Raw genomic sequence first — 18,757 nt, 5'->3', positions numbered from 1 at the left:
TCGATCCCTACTCAGCACGAACGGTAAGGGGTCGCGATATTGGCTCGGGTGGAGAAGCAGCCCGATCGCCGCTATAGCTCGCGTTCAACACACATGAGGAGCAGGACCATGACCGGCAACCCAATCGCTGGAGGCCAGCGCTGATGGCCGGCCTGTGGTTCGACGAGTTGAGCATCGGCCAGGTCTTCCGCCACGCGATCCGGCGGACGGTCACGGAGACCGACAACCTGCTGTTCTCGACGCTGACCCACAACCCCGCGCAGCTTCACCTCGACGCCGAATATATGAAGGACAGCGGCTATGGCCGCATCCTCGTCAATTCGACCTTCACGCTTGGGCTGATGGTCGGCGTGTCGGTCGGCGACACCACGCTCGGCACCGCCATCGCCAATCTCGGCTGGGACGAGGTGCGCTTCCCCGCGCCGGTGTTCATCGGCGACACGCTGCGGATCGAAACCGAAGTCGCCGAACTGCGCGATTCGAAATCGCGCCCCGACGCCGGCATCGTCACCTTCCTCCACCGCGCCTACAACCAGCGCGACGAACTGGTCGCCTCGTGCCGCAGGTCGGGGCTGCAACGGAAAAAGCCGGTATGACGCCGCTGCGCTCGCTCCTGTTCGTTCCCGGCGATAACGATAAGAAACTCGCCAAGGTCGATGGCTGCGGCGCCGATGCGGTGATTCTCGATCTCGAGGATTCGGTCGCCCCCGCCAACAAACGCGCGGCGCGCGATCTGGTCGCCGCCTTCCTCAAGGCGCGCCCGCGCGCCGCTCGCACCGTGCAACTCTGGGTTCGCGTCAATCCGTTCGACACCGGCCTCACCGCCGACGATCTCGCCGCGATCGTCCCCGGCGATCCCGACGGCATCATGCAGCCCAAGATCGACGGCCCGGAGGATGTCCGTACGCTCTCCGGCCAACTCGACGCGCTGGAAGCCGGACACGGCCTTGCCGCCGGCACGATCCGCATCCTGCCGGTCGCGACCGAAACGCCGATTGCCCCGTTCCGGCTCGGTGATTTCGCCACCGCCGGGCTCGCGAGGCTGGCGGGTCTCACCTGGGGCGCGGAGGATTTGTCCGCAGCGCTCGGTGCCAGCACCAACCTCGGTCCGGACGGTACGTGGGCGTTCACCTATCAGATGGTGCGTTCGCTGACCTTACTCGCCGCGCATGCCGCCGGCGTTCCCGCCATCGACACGCTATACGTCGACTTCCGCGACGACGACGGGCTTCACGCCGCCAGCCGCGCCGCCCGCGCGGAAGGATTCTCGGGCCGCCTCGCGATCCACCCCGCGCAGGTCGCCGGCATCAACGCCGCCTTTTCGCCGAGCGACGAGGAGATCGCCTTCGCACGCCGCATCGTCGCGGCGTTCGAGGCCGAGCCGTCCGTCGGCACGATCGGGATTGACGGCAAAATGTACGACCTGCCGCACCTCAAGGCGGCGCGACGGACGCTTGCGATGGCGCGCGGCTGAGCCGGGATCAGGGCGCTTTCGCCGGTGCCTTCAACGACGCCGGCAAGTCCGCCCATGCCGTTCCCGCCACCATCCGCGCACGGCCAAGCTCGAACAGCGCCTGCATCGCCGGCTGGCGAAAGTCGAGCGACGAGGATGTCTCGTCAGGCGGCACCGCCGCAACGAAGGTCGCGACATGGTTCTGCTGGCCGAACGCCGCGACGGTGGCGAGCGAGGTGCGCTGGGTCGCCTTGCTCGCGGTGTCGAAGCTGCGCGATAGCAACGACAACAATGATCGCTTGGTGACCGCGAATTCGTCGTCCGCCTTGCCGTTGACCAGCACGTAGATGCTCCCGCCCGATGTCTGCCCGGGCGGCAGGATCAGCGCGGTGTCGGGCAGCGCGAAGAACGCGCCGATCGTGCTGCCATCAACATGGAGTTCGTGCGCGCGGTGGCTGCCCATCTGCGCGTCGATCATCACCGGCGGGAACACGCCGGGAATCGCCGCCGAGGCGGTGAGCACGGTCGCGAACAGGTCGCGCGCCGCCGGCCCGCCGCGCGCCGCGATCGCGCCCATGTCCCACACGACGAGATCCTGGCTGTCGAGATCGGTCGTTGCGACGAGCAGCCGCCGCCCGCGCGCCTGTTCGCGCGCCACCGCCGCCATCAGCGCGGGCGTGATGAAGCTGTCCACCAGCACGCGCAGCCGTTTGCCGGTGTAGATGCTGTCGCGGAACAGCGGGTGGACGAACGGAAACGGCAACAGGTGCGATGCCTCGCCGTCAGTGAAGCCCTTCCTCAGCTCGGCATCCCACTTCGGCCCGAGGAACGCGAACGGGGCGATCAGCGCGCCGGTGCTCACCCCCGTCACCACGCTGAACTCCGGCCGGGTGCCCGCCTGCGTCCAGCCGTACAGCACGCCAGCGCCGAACGCGCCATTCGCCCCGCCGCCCGACAGTGCGAGCATCGTCGGCGGGGTGCCGGCAGCGTCGGGCCGGAACATCGCGCGTACAGCGGGATCGTTGATCCCGTAGCGGACGTGCGGGAAGCCGACCGGGTAGGCGACGGCATGGTCGGCCTGCGTGAACGGCTCGCGCGGGATGGTGACGCATCCGCTCATGGTCAGCAGCGATGCGGCGAGGAGCGCACTCTTCAAGCCGGACTTTCGTGTATCACCGTTCGTCCTGAGCGAAGTCGAAGGACGTGTCCGGAGCGTTACGCCTGCGGCACGCACTTCGACTTCGCTCAGTGCGAACGGTTTGGGTAACGGCAGCCGCTCGTCCGGCATCACCGCGGCTGCGCGTCGAGAAACGCCTCTACCGCGCCGAGATCGACCACCTTGTCGACATAGCTCTCACCGATGTCGCGCGCGAGCAGGAAGGGCAGGGTGCCCGCATCCATCTTCTTGTCGTGAAGCATATGCCCAACCAGCGTCTTGCCGCTCGCACTGATCCCCGCCGCTGCGAGCCCGTCGGGCAGGCCGACCGCGCGCAGATGTTTGACCACGCGCGCGGCGGCGGCGTGCGGCGCGATCCCCTGCGCCGCCGAGAAACCATAAGCCAGCGCCATCCCCGCCGCGACGCCCTCACCGTGGAACAGCCGGTCCGAAAAGCCGGTCTCCGCCTCCAGCGCATGCCCAAAGGTATGGCCAAGGTTGAGCAACGCCCGCCGCCCGCGCGTCTCGCGCTCGTCCTCGGCGACGATTCGCGCCTTGGCGGCGACCGAATAGGCGATCGCATATTCGCGCGAGCGCAGATCGCCGGCGAGCAGCGCCGCGCCGTTCGCCTCGCACCATGCGAAGAAATCGGCATCGTCGATCAGTCCATATTTCACCACCTCGGCATAGCCGGCGCGCAGTTGGCGCGGCGGCAGCGTCTCGAGCACGATCGGGTCGATCAGCACCAAGGCGGGCTGGTGGAACGCGCCGATCAGGTTCTTGCCCGCCCGCGTGTTGATCGCGGTCTTGCCGCCCACCGACGAATCGACCTGCGCGAGCAAGGTGGTCGGCACCTGGACGAACCCGCAGCCGCGCTTCAGGATGCTGCACGCGAAGCCGACCAGATCGCCGATCACCCCGCCGCCAAGCGCGATGACATGATCGCCGCGCTCGACCCCAAGATCGAGCAACCGGTCGCTGAGCTGCTCCAGCATCGCCCAGCTCTTGGTCGATTCGCCCGGCGGCAGCACGATCGCCTCGCTGGCGATGCCCGCCGCCGCCAAGTTCGCGCGCAGCGCCGCGAGATGCGGCAGGACGTTCTCGTCGGTGACGATCGGCATCACCCGTCCGCGCGCGAGCGGCGCGAGGGCGGAGGCGGCGCGGGCGAGCAGCCCGGCCTCGACCACCACATCATAACTGCGTTCGCCGAGTCCGACGCGGACGGTCGTCATAATCCAATGGCCTTGAGGATGGCGTTGACAGTGGCATCGTGCGGCGCGTGCTGGCTGACGATGCGGAGGTGGGCCTGCGCGTAGATCGGATTGCGCACCCGTGCCAGCTCTTCCAGGATCTTGCGCGGGTCGCCTTCGCGCAACAGCGGACGGGTGTCGCGCCGCCCGACGCGCGCCACCAACACCTCGGGACTGGCATCGAGCCACACCGACAGCGTGTTGTTCAGGATCAGCGCGCGCGTCTCATCCTGGATGAAGGCGCCGCCGCCGGTCGCGATCACGCGCGGCTCGCCGGTGATGAGCCGCGCGATCACACGGCGTTCGCCGTCGCGAAAGTGCGCTTCGCCGAAGCGCGCGAAAATGTCGGAGACGGTCATCCCCGCCGCGGTTTCGATCTCGGTATCGGCATCGACGAAGGGTAAATGCAGCCGCTGCGCGAGGCGGCGGCCGACGGTCGACTTGCCCGCGCCCATCAGCCCGACGAGGACGATCGGCTGGCCGTGCCAGACAGGGGTGGGGGCGGGGCTTTGCAACATGGGAAACGGGCTATACAGCGCACCTGCCGCTCGGGCAAAAGGGCCTGCCGGGCCGGTTTCGCCCATTTGTTACAAGGTTTGCCAATGTCCCGCTCGCTGGTTGTGCTTCTGGTCGTGGTCGTCGTGCTCGTCGGCGGAATGTTTCTGCTCGCGGGCCGTGCGCACGAAAAGCCCCTGACCCATGTCGAGAAGGTTGTCACGCTTGCGAATCTCCAGGGCTGATCTTCCGCTCGTCGCATTGGCGGGGGTGATCGCGTTGGGCGTGGGGATACCCGCGCTCGGCCAGAATTCGCCGCAGTCGATCCTTCCGCCCGGGTTCGGCGAGCCGGCCCCAACGCCCTCGCCGCGCCCGTCTCCGCGCGAAACCGCGAGCGGTGGGGCGGTGGTCCGTACCGCGCCGACCCCGCTCGCGCCGCCGCTGCCGGACGGCAACGGCGCGCCGCCGCCGCTCCCGCTCGCCGCCGCGACGCCGACGCCGAGCGGCACGCCGACGCCCGGCGTGATCGCGATTCCGGTGCGGTACGACATGCCCGCCTATGCGCGCCGGTGGATCGGCCGGGTCGGCCCGATCGACCTCGCCGCCGGCGGTTTGCCCGCCACCGCGTTCGGCAACGCGCCCGGCCGGTATGTCGAGGCGCTGATGCGCGGGCTCAACCTGCCGATCGCCTCGCGCTGGATGTCGATCGCGCTGCGGCGCGCATTGGTGTCGCGCGTCGATACGCCCGTAGGCGTCAACGGCGCGGATTTCGCCGCCGAGCGGGCCTGGCTGTTGCTCCGCATGGGCGAATCGGTCGCCGGGCGCGCGGTGGTGCAGAGCGTCGATAATCAGGATTACACGCCCAAGCTCTATGAGATCGCGATGCAATCGGCGCTCGCCAATGGCGATCCGGCGGAGCTGTGCCCGATCGTCGATGGTGGCTATGCGCTCGGCTTCGAGCGCGGGTGGGTGCTGGCACGGGCGATGTGCGCCGGGCTGGCCGGCCTTCCCGGCAAGGCGCAGCCGCTGATCGCAGCCGCCGCCAAGAGTCGGGTCGCGACCGGGATCGACCTGCTGCTCGCGCAGAAGATCGCCGGCTCGGGGGCGCGCGGCCGACAGGCCGTGACGATCGAATGGGACGATGTCGATCGTCTCACCGCCTGGCGCTACGGCCTCGCGATGGCCTCGGCGACCGAGATCCCGGCACCGCTGCTCGACGGCGCCTCCCGAAACGTCATGGCGTGGCGCGCGCAGTCGCCGATGCTCGCGGCGCACGTTCGCGCGCCGGCCGCCGAGATCGCGGCGGCACGCGGCGTATTCTCCAGCGCGGCCTTGGTCGATCTCTACGGCGCGGTGACGGAAGAAGGCGACGATTCGCTGCCCGAAGCCGCGATCGCACGCGATCTCCAGACCGCCTATAGTGGTGGGGACGTGCCGACCCGGCTGGGGGCGATCAAGTCGCTGTGGGATGCGCCGAAGAGCGCGAGCGCGCGCTATGCGCGGCTGGTGCTGACGGCGGGTGCCGCGGCGCGCGTGCCGGTCGGTGCGCAAGGCGCGGACGCCGATCGGCTCGTCGCGTCGATGCTCGCGGCCGGGCATGACGTGACCGCGCAGAAGTGGCGCGGCGCAGTGGCGACCTCGAGCGATGCGTGGGCGATGCTCGCGCTCGCCGATCCCGAGGGGCGGCGCTACCGCTATTCGGCGGTCAGCAACTATGCCGGCGCCGGCGATGCGACGCTCAAGCGCAAGATGTTCTTCGCCGGCCTCGCCGGGCTGGGACGCCTGTCGGCCGGTGATGTCGAGCAGGGCGCGCAGACGCTCGACGTGCGGATCGGGCAGGAGAACGCCTGGACCCGCGCGCTCACCCGCGCCGCGACGGCGAACCAGCCGGGGACGGTGGTGTTGCTCGCGGCCGTCGGCATGCAGACGCCGGCGTGGTCGGGCGTGTCGCCCGAAGCGCTGTATCACATCGTCGCCGCGCTGCGCGCCGTTGGGTTGGAGGGCGAGGCGCGGATGATCGCCGCCGAGGCGATCGCGCGGCTTTGACCGATACGGCGCGGCCCGGCGCCGATCGCGCGCTGATCGAGCGGTTTCTCGAGATGATGGCGGCGGAGCGGGGTGCCGCCAGGAACACGCTCGCTGCCTATCGCAGCGATCTCGCGCTCGCGTCCGATGTCCTGAAAGGCGCGCTCGTGGCCGCGAGCGCCGCCGATCTCACCCGTCTTTCGGCGAGCTGGAGCGATCTCTCGCACGCCACCGTGGCGCGCAAATCCGCCGCGCTCCGGCGCTTCTTCGCCTTCCTCGCCGATGAAGGGCATCGCCCCGACGACCCCGGCGCGGCGCTACCCCGTCCCGGCACGCGGCGGCCGCTGCCCAAGGTGCTGAGCGTCGCTGATGTCGACCGGCTGTTCGCGGTGATCGCCGAGCGGCTCGCCGCCGACCCGCTCGACATCCGCGACCTGCGGCTCGCCGCCTTGGTCGAACTGCTCTACGGCTCGGGCTTGCGCGCCACGGAGCTGGTGTCGCTGCCGAGAAACGCGGTCGCGCCCGATCGGCCCTATTGCATCCTGCGCGGCAAGGGCGGGCGCGAACGGCTGGTCCCGATCTCGGATCGCGCGCGCGCCGCCGTCGCCGCGTGGCGCATGTATGTTCCCGCCGATCAGCCGTGGCTGTTCCCCTCGGGCAAGAGCTTCCTGTCGCGTGTGCGGCTGTTCCAGTTGCTGCGCGCGCTCGGCGCCGAGGCGGGTATCCCGCCCGACCGGATCAGCCCGCACGTGCTGCGTCACGCCTTCGCCACGCACCTGCTCGCCGGCGGCGCCGACCTGCGCGCGCTCCAGACGATGCTCGGCCATGCGGACATCGCCACTACCGAAATCTACACCCATGTCGATGCCAGCCGGCTGGTCAGCCTCGTCAACCAGCGCCATCCGCTCGCCGAGGCCCGCGCCCGCGCCGATGGGAAGCTGGCCTCGGTGAAGCCCGCGTGACCGCTACTCCTCGCATCACGAACCATTGCCAAGTTCGCGCCCACACCGTAACCGACGCGACCTGATGGCAACCTTCCTCGACTTCGAAAAGCCGATCGCGGAGCTCCAGGCTCGCATCGACGATCTGCGCGCAACCGCCGACGGCGGCACGGTGGATATCTCCGCCGATGTCGGGCGGCTCCAGGCCAAATCCGACAAGCTGCTGCGCGACACCTATGCCAAACTCACGCCGTGGCAGAAGACGCTCGTCGCCCGGCACGGCGAACGGCCGCATTTCCGCGATTATGTCGCCGGGCTGTTCGACGGGTTCATGCCGCTCGCCGGGGACCGCGGCTTCGGCGACGATCAGGCGATCCTCGGCGGCTTCGCGCGGTTTCGCGGCCAGCGGGTGATGGTGATCGGCCACGAAAAGGGCCATGACACCGCGACGCGCATCCGGCACAATTTCGGCTCGGGCAAGCCCGAGGGCTATCGCAAGGCGATTCGGCTGATGCAATTGGCCGATCGCTTCGGCCTGCCCGTGCTGACGCTGGTCGATACCTCGGGGGCGTTCCCCGGCGTTCAGGCCGAGGAGCGCGGCCAGGCCGAGGCGATCGCGCGCTCGACCGAGCAATGCCTCGCGCTCGGCGTGCCGATGATCGCGGCGATCGTGGGCGAGGGCGGCTCGGGCGGCGCGATCGCGCTCGCGGCGGCGAACCACGTTCTGATGTTCGAGAATGCGGTCTATTCGGTGATCTCGCCCGAGGGTTGCGCGGCGATCCTGTGGCGCACCAACGAACGCGCGGCGGACGCGGCCGAGGCGATGAAGGTGACCGCGCAGGATCTGAAGGGGCTGGGCGTGATCGACACGATCGTGCCTGAACCACTCGGCGGCGCCCACCGGGATCCGGTCGCGGCGATCGGTGCGCTGGGCAATGCGCTCGCCGAGTCGCTTGCTGAGTTGAGCGGGCTCGATGCCGACGCGCTGCGGCGGGCGCGGCGGGAGAAGTTTTTGGCGATGGGCCGCTTCTAATCGGCCAGATGAGAATTGCGCGGTCTTGAACGTTTCCGCGAATAAAACGGGCGGCGGAACGTTGTTCCGCCGCCCGATCTTCTTCCGAAGAGCTTGAGCTTACGCGCCCGTTGTCGTCTTCATATTCGACGAGACGTTCTCGAATGTGTTGGTGAGCTGCGTGCCGATGCCCTTCATGGCGGCAATCGCGGCAACCGCGATCAGGGCGGCGATCAGGCCGTATTCGATGGCGGTCGCGCCCTTGTTGTTCTTGATGAACTTGCGGATGCTCTGCATGTGTCCGGTCTCCAGTGGTTTAGTAGCTTCAGTTACCCGGCCGAACCGGATCTACCGGGCCAGCGAGAGCCGTCTAGGCGACCAGTCTTGATAAAAGTTTAAGCAGGGCCGGGAACTTTTCTGGTGCGGCGGCATTCCTGCCGCTCTGTGTTCTCGGGTTCGCCGTTTCGGCCACTTACACCTTGCTCTCGCCATCGATTTCCCGCTCTGGCGGAACGTTCTTGATATCGCATCGTGAAAGGCGGGGGGTGACAGCAAATAACGGCATCTTGCTCGTCGTCGCGGCGGCTCTGACCGATCCGCACGGACGTATCCTCGTTCAGCGCCGGTCCGCGGGCAGGGCGATGGCGGGGCTGTGGGAGTTTCCCGGCGGCAAGGTCGAATCTGGCGAGGCGCCCGAGGCCGCGCTGGTGCGCGAGCTGGCCGAGGAACTCGGCGTTGCCGTAGCGGCGGCGGATCTCACCGCGCTCGCCTTCGCCACCGCGCCGATTGGCGAACGCACGCTCTTGCTCTTGCTCTATCGGTGCGAGCGCTGGTCGGGTGCGCCGCGGCCGATCGACGCCGATGCGCTCGATTGGCGGCGCCCGGCCGCCTTGCGCGATCTGGCGATGCCGCCCGCCGATCTGCCGCTGGTGGAGGCGCTCGACGCGTTCGAGTCGCGCCGCCTCGGGTGAGGTATCGGGCGCGGTCGTCGCCGACCGCGCCCGGGTGCGTCAGGCTTTGATGATCTTGTCGAGCGCGGACCGGAACTTCGCCATGTCCTCCGCCGAACCGACCGTCACGCGGCTCATCGTGGGATAGGCGTCCCAGGACCGGCCGATCTGCACACCCTGCGCGACGAACGCGGCCTGCATCGCCTTGGGGTCTTTGCCAGCGCCCCAATCGACCATGAACATGTTCGCCTGCGACGGAATGTATTTCAGCCCGCGCTTCTTCAGGTGCGCGAACGTCTCCTCGCGAACCGCGATCATCTCGTTGCGACGCGCGGTGATCTTCTCGGCGAGCGGCAGCACGGCGGTACCGCACGCGACCGCGGTCATCGGCAGCATGTTGGTCACCTGTCCGCCGTCATAACGCATCATCTTCTTGTAGAGATCGGGATGCGCGATGGTGAGGCCGAGCCGCATCCCCGCCATGCCGAACAGCTTGGAGAAGGTCCGCATCACGATCACGTCGTTGCGCGTGCAGGCGAGCTTGGCGGCGCTCTGCGCGCCGGCGAAGTGGATGTACGCCTCGTCGACCAGCACCACCGAATCCTTCGGCTTGTTGGCGAGCAGCCACTCGATGTCCGCGATCGGCGTCAGCGTGCCGGTCGGGTTGTTGGGCGAGCAGATGTAATAGAGGCCGGCGTTGGGATCGGCGGCGAGCATCGCCTTCACGTCGTGGCGGTAATCGGCGGTGAGCGGCACCCGCGTCGGCTTGACGCTGAGCCACGCCGCCGTCCGCCAGCTCTGTTCATACGTCGGGTTCGCCGTCACCAGCCCCTTCTGCGGCGAGCAGAAGGTGATGACCGCGCGGTTGAGCGGGTCGCTCGACCCCGGCCAGGCGAGGATGCACTCGGGCGTGACGCCCTCGACCTGCGCGACCGCGGCGGCGAGCTTGGCATGTTCGTTGTCGGGTTCGTAGCGGTTGCCGACCGAGGCGATCGCGGCGGCCGCCTGCACACCTTCGGGGAAAGGCCCGGTCCAGCACTCGTTCGAGCCGATCCGCACCGCACCGACCAGCGCCTTGGCGGATTGCTGCGCCTGCGCACCGCTGGTGATGAACTGGCTGGCCGTCGCGCCCGCGCCGAGCAGCATCGCGATACGGCCGATCTGCCGGCGCGAATAGCCGCGGTCGTGAAGGTCTTCCCGCGCTTCGCGGTCGAGTAGATCGGTCGTCATCATGCGCTCCCTGTTTTTCCCGAATCGGACGGCCGCGCAGCTCCCGCCACGGCCGAACGACAGACGCTACCTGCGGAGCCAAGCTCCGGGTCCGCGAGTCGAGATCACACCACAGGATGCTGGCGCTGTCCAGATGATGAGAAATATATTCTCCCTTCAGGAAATCGAGCGCGCGCCGGAGCGGTGGAGCGCGTCGAAGCTCGCGCGGTCGCTGAGCGCAAGGTTCACTTCGGCGCGCTCGAGCCGGTCGGCACGGGCGATCTTCGCCAGCAGCCGCTCCGGCGGGTGTGCCCGCGCGCGCGTCTCGCGCCGGTGGCGGACGTAGAAGTCGGGGTCGCGCACCGCCGCCGCCACCGTCTCGCCCGCGCGCGGATCGGGCAGCACCGCCCGGAAGCGCGTCTCGTAGCGCTGAAGCGCAGTCACCACCTGCGGCACGTCGATTTCCTCGGGAATGCTGAACAGCTTGCGCGCCGCGAGCAGCGGAAACGTCCGGCTCGTCACCCGCGCGATCCACACGCTGAAGGTGAAACCGAGCAGGATCGGAGAATACCAAAGCACCAGGTCGAGCGGCTCGATCAGTCCGCCCGATACCGCCGAGAGCAGCACCTGCTGCGTCCACGGCACGGTCGCCAATTGCCACGCCATCAACGCCAGGCAGGCCGCGCCGAGCACGCTCACCCAGCCGAAATAGCGCACACAGTCGTGCCAGGGCAGCGGCTCGTCGCCGCGTGATTGCGTGTCCCAGTTGATGCCCTTTCGCTTCACCCACAGCCATAGGAAGCGGCTGATGAACGCCATCATCAACGGCGAGAAGAAGAACGAGAACAAAGTCTCCAGCACCACCGACCAGACGAGCTTGTCCTTGCCGCCGAACGTCCGCGCGCGTCCGCTCGCGATGTTGACGCCGATCGCGATCAGCCGGGGCAGGAACAGGAAGACGAGCGACGAGATCAGCAGCATCAGCATCGGCATCTCGATCGACCGCAAACTGCCGATCGCCAGCAGCCCATGCTGAAGGAAATTTATCATCCCATAGGCCGAAATCACCAGAAACGCCGCCCACAGCGGCGCTGAAAGATAGCCCATCGATCCGTTGATGAAGGTCTCGCGGTGGATCGAGCGCAGGCCGTTCAGGAACACGAAGCGTAAGTGCTGAAGGTTGCCCTGCATCCAGCGCCGCTCGCGGATCAGGAAGGCGAGGATGTTGGCGGGCATCTCCTCGTAACTGCCATCCATATCCGCGAGGAACCATACTTCATAACCGGCGCGCACGATCATCGCCGATTCGACGATGTCGTGGCTCAGCGGCTTGCCGCCCCACGGCTTGGGCCCGCTCAGCTCGGGCAGCAGGCAGTGGCGGACGAAGGGCGCCATGCGGATCATCGCGTTATGGCCGATGTAGCTGGCATTGCCCATGTACATCGCCTGGAGGCCGTAGGAGAATACCGAGCCGTAGAGCCGCGCGCCGAATTGCTGCATCCGCCCGAACAGGCTGGTGCGCAGGATCGGCCGGGGGTTGGTCTGGAGGATGCCGAGTCTGGCATTGCCCGCCATCATCCGCAACAGCGCGACGATCGCGTCGCCGTCCATCACGCTGTCGGCGTCCATCACCAGCATGTAGGTATAGTCGCCGCCCCACCGCCGGCAGAAATCGCCGATATTGCCGAGCTTGGCGTTCCGGTTGCTCGGTCGCCAGCGATAGAAGAACCGCCCGTGCGGGAAGCTCTCGCGCAGCGCGTGGATCGCCGCTTCCTCGGCGATCCGGTACGCGGGATCGCGACTGTCGGAGAGCAGGAAGGTATCGAAATGCCCCGCCAGATCGGGATGGCGGCGCGCGATCGACTGCCATGTCGCCGCGATCCCCGCCGCGACGCGGGGCACATCCTCGTGATAGACCGGAAAGACGATCGCGACGCGCGCATCCGCCGGCGGATCGCAGGCGGTGTGCGCCGGGTGCCACGGATTGCCCTTCGCGCCGCGCAGCATGTACCAGGTGCCGAGCATCATCTTGAAGAAATTGGCGGCGAGGAAGAATGTCATCACCCCGTACACCGCCAGATAGAGCTGATGCGTGACCGGCGGCATCTGCTGCGCGCGCAACATGATGTCGGACAGGAACAGGATGCCCGCCGTCATCGCGATCGTCAGCACCAGGCACACGCGCTGGCGATATTCCACCACCCGCTGCCAGCCCGGCTGCTCCACCGCCGGACCGCTCCTGAACGCCGCGCGCACATTGTGCTTCCACGACAGGTCGAGCCGTGGCGCGGCGAGCGATTGCCGGCGCGGCGGCGGTTGGAGCGGCGGGGCTTCGTCGGCGTCGAGCGTCGCGGCCAGCGCGTCCCAGCTCTCCACCCTGCGCCGGCGCGGCGCCTGGATGACGACGTGACGCAGATATTCCTCGAAGGGTGCGATCACTTGAGCACCTGCGCCGGCAGCGTCACCTGGAAGAGCAGCCCGATCACCTTCTGGATCGAGACGATCGGCGCTTCCGAGACATAGACGACGTCGCCATTATCGAGCGGGAAGTCCTGCGCGGCGACGAGCCCGGCGCCGCGCTTCCATGCGAAATCGTACAGCACCGGCTTGGCGCCCTCGCGCCGGCGCAGCACGAACACGGCATGGTCGTTGGCGGTATTGCCGTCGAGCCCGTTCGCCTCGGCGAGCGCCTCGGCAAGCGCGGGCTGCTTGGCGAAGCCGATCACGCCGTTGCGGCGCGTGCCCCCGCCGAGCATCGTCACCTCGACCGACGGCGCCTTGCGCACCACCACGCGGTCGCCGGGCTGGAGTGCGATCCGCTCCTCGAGCGCGGCCGCGACCGGGATTTCGACTGGGGCCGCGCCTTCGCGCAGCACGGCCACCCGCACCGCCGCGCGTGTGGCGGAGAGATCGCCGGCGCCGAGCGTCGCATTGCCGTCGCCGAGCGCCTGCGTCACCGCCTGCGCGAGCGTGACGCCCGCCGCCGACCAGCCGACCGTACGCGGCTGGCCGACCGCACCGGTGACGAGAATGTCGCTGTGCGGCGAGGCGCTTACCTTCACCAGCGCGCTTGGCCGCTGAAGAATTCGCAGCGTGACATAGCGCGCCGCGACCGCCTGCTGCGCCTGCGCGAGCGTCATGCCCGCAAGCGCCAGCCGCCCGGCATAGGGCAGGATCACCGTCCCGTCGTTCGCCAGCGTGAAGCTGCCGAGGTCGATCTGGTTTGGCCCGCCCGCCATACCCGCGCCGCTACCCGGCCAGGGCGAGAAGCTCCACACGCTCACCGCCGCGACGTCGCCCGGCGCGAAGCGGAATTCGGGCGCCAGCGCCGCCCCGCCCAGCCGCGCGAGCGCGTTGGCAAGCGCCGTGTCGCGCTCCAGCGCGGTGCGCTCGCGCGCCGCCGCGGCGAGTTCCGGCGTCACCGCGACGACGTCGACTTCGGGCGCCTTGCGCATCGTCCCCGCCGAGGGGCCGCCGCCGGGCAGCGCCGAACAGGCCGATAGCGCGAGCAGCGACGCGACGGTGGCGGTCCGCAACCGCGCGCTCATCGGATCAGCCCCCACAGCAGCAGGGTCGCGAGCAGCACGCCGCCGATCCACATCAGCCGCTCCGGCCCCTCCGGCGTCTGCGGTTCGGACGGGCTGCTGATGACGTTGAGATAATAGCGATTCTTCTCCGCCGCCGCCTGCGCCTCCTGAAGCGCGAGGTTGGCTTGCCCGAGCAACGTGATATTGTTGTCGCGGCTGACGAGCAGCTTCTCGTAGCGCGACGAACTGCGCGCCATCGCCGGGAAGCTCTTCGCGGTGGTGGCGATATCCTGCCGTACCGATCGCGTCGCGCTCGCGAGATTCTCGACCTGCGGGTTGTTGGGCGTTGCCGCCGAAAGCGCCTGGCCTTGCGATTTCAGCTCGGTCGCCTTCATCGTCAGGCTGTTCATCAGCGCGAGGTTGGAGAGGTAGAGTTCCTTGGGGTCATAGGTGCCGGTCTGGTTGCGGAACTGCGCCAGCGCGGCCAGATCGCTGCGCAACGCCGCCTCGATCGCCGCCTTGCGCGCCACCGCGCTCTGGAGGAAATCGCCCTGCTGCTGCGCGTTCATCGCGTCCATGTGCGCGATCGCGGCGGCGAGCAGCACCTTGGTCAGCCGGGTCGCATAGGCCGCGTCCCATGCGCTGACGTTGAGCGCGACGATCCCGCTCTTCTGGTCGATCTTCACATCGACCTGCTTCTGGAAATAGCGCCATAGCGCCACGTCGTTGGTGCGGAAGCCCGTCGCCACCCCGCCGAACCGGCCGATCGGATCGCCCTTGCCGAAATTCTCGGCGAGGGCGAGCGGCGTCTCGACCTTGCGGAACGCGTCCCACGAGGCGAAATATTCCTTGAGGATATACCCGCCCTGTTCCGAACTGTCGCCAGATGCGCCGGACAGGAGCGAGGACAGGCTTGGCCCGTTTTGCTTGGGATTGAGCACCATCAGCGCGGCGGTCGATGTATAGACCGGCGCCGCGATCACCCCGAAATACAACACGGACGCCACGTTTGGCACGACCACCGCCGCAAGGAACAGCGGACGCCGTAGCAACCGCCCGAACCACGAAGGCTGGGCGGCGGGCGCGGGGTCGGGAGTCTTGGCCTCGGGCGCTGCGCGTGGCGGGAGCGGGAAGGGCGTCGTCTCGGCGGGCCGGCTATCCTCGCGGAGCCGTTTCGCCTCGGCATAGAATGTCATTGGGATACTCCTGTATTCCTCCCATGACGGACCCGTGCGGCGGAACCCTTGGTCGATCGTCAATTTTCGAAAGGCGGCGTCGAAGCCCCGTGCCCGCACGCGGCCTCCCGCGCACCGGACACGGATGCAAGTGCGTCAGAACGAAAGGTCGAAGCCCAGCCGCACCGTCCTCGGCCGCAGCGGCGTGATCTGCGACCGTCCGGTCGCGAACGGGGTGCCGAGCGCGAAGCGGTTGCCGATCGCGTCGCCGATGTTGGTGACGCCGAGCGTCACCCCCATCGCCGAGGTGCCGATACGCAGCGTCGCCGCGCTGTCGGCATAGTCGCCTTGTTCCGCCCCCAGCACGGGCCCGACGCCGATCCGCGACTGGCCGACATAGCGCCCCCAGCCGCCCAGATGCAGCATGAGGTCGTCGTGCAGACGATGCTGCCAGTCGATTCCGAGCCGCGCCGTCACCCGCGCGACATTGGGGATACGGTCGATCCCGCCCGGTCCGATCCACCCGCTCACCAGCGTGGCGTTCGGGCCGCCGGTCGTGCTGGTCAGCCCCGGCGTCAGCAGCGCGATCAGCGCGCGATACGACGCGCTCGGTTCCGTCACGCGGCCGTCATTGAACGCGACCGAGGCGTCGAGCCGAAGCCCCGGCACCGGCCGCCAGCCGAGCGTCGCCGCCACCGACCAGATCCGCCCGTTGCCGATATTGTCGGTCGACGGAAGCCCGGAATTATCGAGAAAGTCCGCCTGAATATCTCGCCAGTCGGTATGCGATACCGCCAGCGCGAGGTCGAACGGGCTGCGGCCGGCCACACCGTAGCGCACCCCCGCCTCCGCCGTCATCACCCGGTCGCCGCGGAACCGGCGCACGAAGCCGCTGTCGATGGCAAGCCCGCCGGGCCGGAAGCCCTCCTGATATTTCGCGTAGAGCGCGACATCGGGCAGCGGCGTGGCCAGCAGCGCGAGCGAGGGCAGGACGCGGGTCGCGTCGCGCGCGCTGACGATCCGCGCGCGTTCGGCCGCCTCGACCAGCGTGAGCGCGACCGGCGCATCGGTCGCCGATCCCGCGAGCCGCGTCCGTGAGATTCGTCCGCCCGCGGTCGCGGTAAGCCACGGCGTCAGCCGATAGCTCGCCTCGCCGTACAGCGTCATCTCGGAAACGCGGTTGTCGACCCCGGTCAGCGGCGCGCGCGGGTTGCCGGCCGGGGTGTTGAACGCGCGGTCGAGTCGCGTCTCGTTATGCAGATAGCTCGCGCCGATCACCCAGCCGAAGCGGTCGTGCAGCGGCTGCCAGACCCGCGCCTCGCCGGTGACGAGATTCGTGGTGTTGCGCTGGACGAACACGCGCGGGTCACCGCCTGGGGGCGTGGCATCATACCGCTCGGTCAGCCGCTGGCCGATCACCGCGCCGGTCGCGCGGAAGCGGAGCGCGCCGCTCTCCTTGGCGATCACCGCCTGCCCGAGCCGGTACGACGTGTCGAACCCCTCGGCCACCGGACTGTTGCGCACCAGCCGCGCGCCGCCGGCGTCAGCGTATTGGCTGTCGTCGCCGTGCGTGTCCTGAACGATGCCGCCGAGGTCGGTCGTCCAGCCGCCGCCGAGATCGATCCGCAGCGTCGCGCGGCCGCCCGCGATGTTGGTCCGGTTGATGTCGTCGCGGTGGCGCAGCGGATTGTCGATATAGCCGCCATCGCTCACGCCATAGCCGACCAGCCGCAGCGCCGCGCGCTCGCCGGCGATCGGCAGGTTGAGCGCCCCGGCGAGATCGCCGCTCGGCGCGCCATGCTCGGTGAGCGATACCCCGGTCAGGATCGAACCGCCGGTCGCGCCGAGCACCGGCGCGTTCGGCACCGTGCGGATGATCCCGCCGAGCGAACCGGCGCCGTACAGCGTCCCCTGCGGCCCCTCCAGCACTTCGACCGACTGGATATCGTACAGCCGAAGATCGGGATCGGGCGCGTTGTAGCTCAGCCGCGCGTCGCCGAGATATTGCCCCACCGTCGCCTGGGTCGGGCCGGTGAAGCTCGAATCGGCGATGCCGCGGATGAACAGCTTGTTGCGCCCCGCGCCGAGATAAGTCGAGGACACCGTCGCCAGCCGCGACAGCACCGCGTCGGTACCGCCCGCGCCGCCGAACGTGAGATCGGCGCCGTCGACCACGGATACCGCGCCGGCATAATCGCGCAGCCGCAGGTCGCGCTTGGAGGCGACGACGATGACCGTGCGCTCGGTGGCCTCGGCCGGCGGGGACGCGCGCGGGGGCAGGGGGCGGGGCTTCGGCTTGGGCCGCGCCGCGACCCGCACCCGCCAGACGCCGGGCACGACCTCGACCGCCTCGGCACCGGTATCGCGCAGCAGCCGCCGCAGCGCCGACGCGACCGGAACGCTGGCGCGCAGCGCGGGCACACGACGTTGCCACAGGCTCGCGTCATCGACGCTCACGCTTACGCTCGCCTGCCGCCCAAGCGCAGCGAGTGCATCGGCGAGCCGCCCCGCAGGCAGATCAAGCACGGGGGCGCGCGCCGCCAGCGCGGGCGACGCGGAGGTGAGCGCGAGCGCGGCGAGACCGGCCCGGATCAAGGCGATGCGAGCAACCGCCATTTCGCCCCTTCGCGCTTCGCGCGCACCCCGATCAGCGCCGCCAGCCGTGGGAACACCGCCCGCGCGCCGCCTTCGAGCTGGACGACGCCGCGCACCGGTCGCGTCTCGATCGCGCCGTCGACGCTCACCGTCACACCAAGCGTCCGCGCGAGGTCGGTCGCGACTTCGGACAATTCGGTGCCGTCATATTGAAGCTGCCCCTGCGACCAGCCCCCGACCGCGCCTTGGGCGACGTTCGCCAGTCGCACGTCGTTCGATCCGTCACGCGCGCGCAGGCTGCGGCCGGCGGTGACGCGCACCGCCACGCCGCCGCGCCGCCAGTCGATCTCACCTTCCGAAACCGCGACCCGGGTCGTGTCGCTCTCGCGCACGATATCGAAGCGCGTGCCGATATCGACGACCCACGCGGTGCCGACGCGCACGCTGAAGGGCCGCGCGGCATCGTGCTTCACCGTGAACAACGCCTCGCCGCGTGCTAGCGACAGCGCGCGCGCATCGCGCCCGCCGACGATCAGCCGTGTGCCACCGTTGAGCTTCACCTCGCTGCCATCGGCGAGCGCGATCGTGCGCTGCACGCCTGGCGCGGTCTCATAGACCTGCGATGCCGCCGTGCCGCCGCGCATGTCGATACCGATCACCGCCGCCAAAGATGCCGCCACCGCCGCGCCGGCCCAGGCCCAGCGGCGCGGCGCGGCGCGGCGTGCGGGAGCTTCGACCGTATGCGGCTGGACCCGCGCGGCTGGCGTGCGCGGCTTCGCCCGCGCCATCAGTGCCGCGCCATCGGCGAGCGCGGTCTCGGCTTCGTGATAGGCGTCGGCGTGCGCCGGAGCCGCGCCGAGCCAGTCGCTGAACGCCTCCCAGTCGGCGAACGCGGGGTCGCTGACGCGCACCGCCCAGGCGATGGCCGCTTCGGATATCGGATCGGGATCGGGTGCGCTGGTCATCGTC

General features: G+C 69.1%; 17 protein-coding genes. 7 read left to right on the top strand and 10 right to left on the bottom strand.

What is annotated here, in order from left to right; all coding sequences use genetic code 11:
• The first annotated feature begins 143 nt into the window (after window positions 1-143).
• Together BLS81_RS01530 and BLS81_RS01525 are read left to right on the top strand one after the other, a co-directional pair.
• Window positions 144-596 carry a MaoC family dehydratase gene (locus BLS81_RS01530; protein ID WP_093219838.1) on the top strand — a complete coding sequence of 151 codons (453 nt, stop codon included), beginning with the start codon at window positions 144-146 and terminating at the stop codon, window positions 594-596.
• Window positions 593-1,474 (top strand): HpcH/HpaI aldolase/citrate lyase family protein, encoded by an 882-nt coding sequence (locus tag BLS81_RS01525; RefSeq protein ID WP_093219836.1) that lies wholly within the window; start codon window positions 593-595, stop codon window positions 1,472-1,474. Before BLS81_RS01530 ends, BLS81_RS01525 begins: the two co-directional genes overlap by 4 nt.
• Window positions 1,475-1,481: 7 nt before the next feature.
• Here the strand turns inward: BLS81_RS01525 and BLS81_RS01520 are convergent, their stop codons facing one another.
• The 3 genes from BLS81_RS01520 to BLS81_RS01510 all read right to left on the bottom strand — a co-directional run bounded on the left by BLS81_RS01520 (window position 1,482) and on the right by BLS81_RS01510 (window position 4,377).
• A complete protein-coding gene (locus BLS81_RS01520; RefSeq protein ID WP_176786976.1) occupies window positions 1,482-2,609 on the bottom strand; it encodes a patatin-like phospholipase family protein in 1,128 nt (375 codons plus the stop codon).
• 131 nt (window positions 2,610-2,740) lie between these two features.
• Complete coding sequence (gene aroB / locus BLS81_RS01515) at window positions 2,741-3,841, bottom strand: 3-dehydroquinate synthase (RefSeq protein WP_093219831.1); 1,101 nt, start codon at window positions 3,839-3,841, stop codon at window positions 2,741-2,743.
• Window positions 3,838-4,377, bottom strand: coding sequence for a shikimate kinase (locus BLS81_RS01510; protein WP_093219828.1), 540 nt, complete (start codon window positions 4,375-4,377; stop codon window positions 3,838-3,840). Before BLS81_RS01510 ends, aroB begins: the two co-directional genes overlap by 4 nt.
• Window positions 4,378-4,461: 84 nt before the next feature.
• Between BLS81_RS01510 and BLS81_RS20605 the strand changes: the two genes are divergently transcribed.
• The 4 genes from BLS81_RS20605 to BLS81_RS01495 all read left to right on the top strand — a co-directional run bounded on the left by BLS81_RS20605 (window position 4,462) and on the right by BLS81_RS01495 (window position 8,353).
• On the top strand, window positions 4,462-4,599 hold the full coding sequence (locus BLS81_RS20605) for a hypothetical protein (RefSeq protein WP_176786975.1): 138 nt from the start codon (window positions 4,462-4,464) through the stop codon (window positions 4,597-4,599).
• Window positions 4,580-6,400 (top strand): hypothetical protein, encoded by a 1,821-nt coding sequence (locus BLS81_RS01505; RefSeq protein ID WP_093219826.1) that lies wholly within the window; start codon window positions 4,580-4,582, stop codon window positions 6,398-6,400. Before BLS81_RS20605 ends, BLS81_RS01505 begins: the two co-directional genes overlap by 20 nt.
• Complete coding sequence (locus BLS81_RS01500) at window positions 6,397-7,341, top strand: tyrosine-type recombinase/integrase (RefSeq protein WP_093219824.1); 945 nt, start codon at window positions 6,397-6,399, stop codon at window positions 7,339-7,341. The genes BLS81_RS01505 and BLS81_RS01500 overlap by 4 nt, the downstream gene beginning before the upstream one ends.
• 64 nt (window positions 7,342-7,405) lie before the next feature.
• Entirely contained in the window at window positions 7,406-8,353 is a 948-nt protein-coding gene (locus BLS81_RS01495) for an acetyl-CoA carboxylase carboxyltransferase subunit alpha (protein ID WP_093219822.1), read from the top strand.
• Between the two features lie 99 nt (window positions 8,354-8,452).
• On the opposite strand, the gene BLS81_RS01490 is transcribed toward BLS81_RS01495, so the two are convergent.
• Window positions 8,453-8,629, bottom strand: coding sequence for a Flp family type IVb pilin (locus BLS81_RS01490; protein ID WP_093219820.1), 177 nt, complete (start codon window positions 8,627-8,629; stop codon window positions 8,453-8,455).
• Between the two features lie 248 nt (window positions 8,630-8,877).
• Between BLS81_RS01490 and BLS81_RS01485 the strand changes: the two genes are divergently transcribed.
• On the top strand, window positions 8,878-9,303 hold the full coding sequence (locus BLS81_RS01485) for a (deoxy)nucleoside triphosphate pyrophosphohydrolase (protein ID WP_256326018.1): 426 nt from the start codon (window positions 8,878-8,880) through the stop codon (window positions 9,301-9,303).
• Window positions 9,304-9,342: 39 nt separating this feature from the next.
• Here BLS81_RS01485 and BLS81_RS01480 read toward each other — a convergent pair whose 3' ends face one another.
• From BLS81_RS01480 to BLS81_RS01455, 6 genes are all read right to left on the bottom strand, one after another.
• On the bottom strand, window positions 9,343-10,512 hold the full coding sequence (locus BLS81_RS01480; protein WP_093221684.1) for a pyridoxal phosphate-dependent aminotransferase: 1,170 nt from the start codon (window positions 10,510-10,512) through the stop codon (window positions 9,343-9,345).
• A gap of 156 nt (window positions 10,513-10,668) precedes the next feature.
• Window positions 10,669-12,930 (bottom strand): glucans biosynthesis glucosyltransferase MdoH, encoded by a 2,262-nt coding sequence (gene mdoH / locus BLS81_RS01475; protein ID WP_093219815.1) that lies wholly within the window; start codon window positions 12,928-12,930, stop codon window positions 10,669-10,671.
• Complete coding sequence (locus BLS81_RS01470; RefSeq protein ID WP_093219812.1) at window positions 12,927-14,039, bottom strand: polysaccharide biosynthesis/export family protein; 1,113 nt, start codon at window positions 14,037-14,039, stop codon at window positions 12,927-12,929. Before BLS81_RS01470 ends, mdoH begins: the two co-directional genes overlap by 4 nt.
• Entirely contained in the window at window positions 14,036-15,214 is a 1,179-nt protein-coding gene (locus BLS81_RS01465) for a KpsE/RkpR family capsule polysaccharide export protein (RefSeq protein ID WP_093219809.1), read from the bottom strand. The genes BLS81_RS01470 and BLS81_RS01465 overlap by 4 nt, the downstream gene beginning before the upstream one ends.
• Window positions 15,215-15,349: 135 nt before the next feature.
• Window positions 15,350-17,809 carry a TonB-dependent receptor gene (locus BLS81_RS01460; protein ID WP_093219806.1) on the bottom strand — a complete coding sequence of 820 codons (2,460 nt, stop codon included), beginning with the start codon at window positions 17,807-17,809 and terminating at the stop codon, window positions 15,350-15,352.
• Window positions 17,785-18,753, bottom strand: coding sequence for a FecR family protein (locus tag BLS81_RS01455; RefSeq protein WP_093219804.1), 969 nt, complete (start codon window positions 18,751-18,753; stop codon window positions 17,785-17,787). Before BLS81_RS01455 ends, BLS81_RS01460 begins: the two co-directional genes overlap by 25 nt.
• Between the last annotated feature and the right edge of the window lie 4 nt (window positions 18,754-18,757).

It is taken from the genome of Sphingomonas sp. NFR15, from assembly GCF_900103265.1.
Taxonomy (GTDB): Bacteria; Pseudomonadota; Alphaproteobacteria; order Sphingomonadales; family Sphingomonadaceae; genus Sphingomonas; species Sphingomonas pollutisoli.
This window is presented reverse-complemented; position numbering and strand designations above follow the sequence as displayed.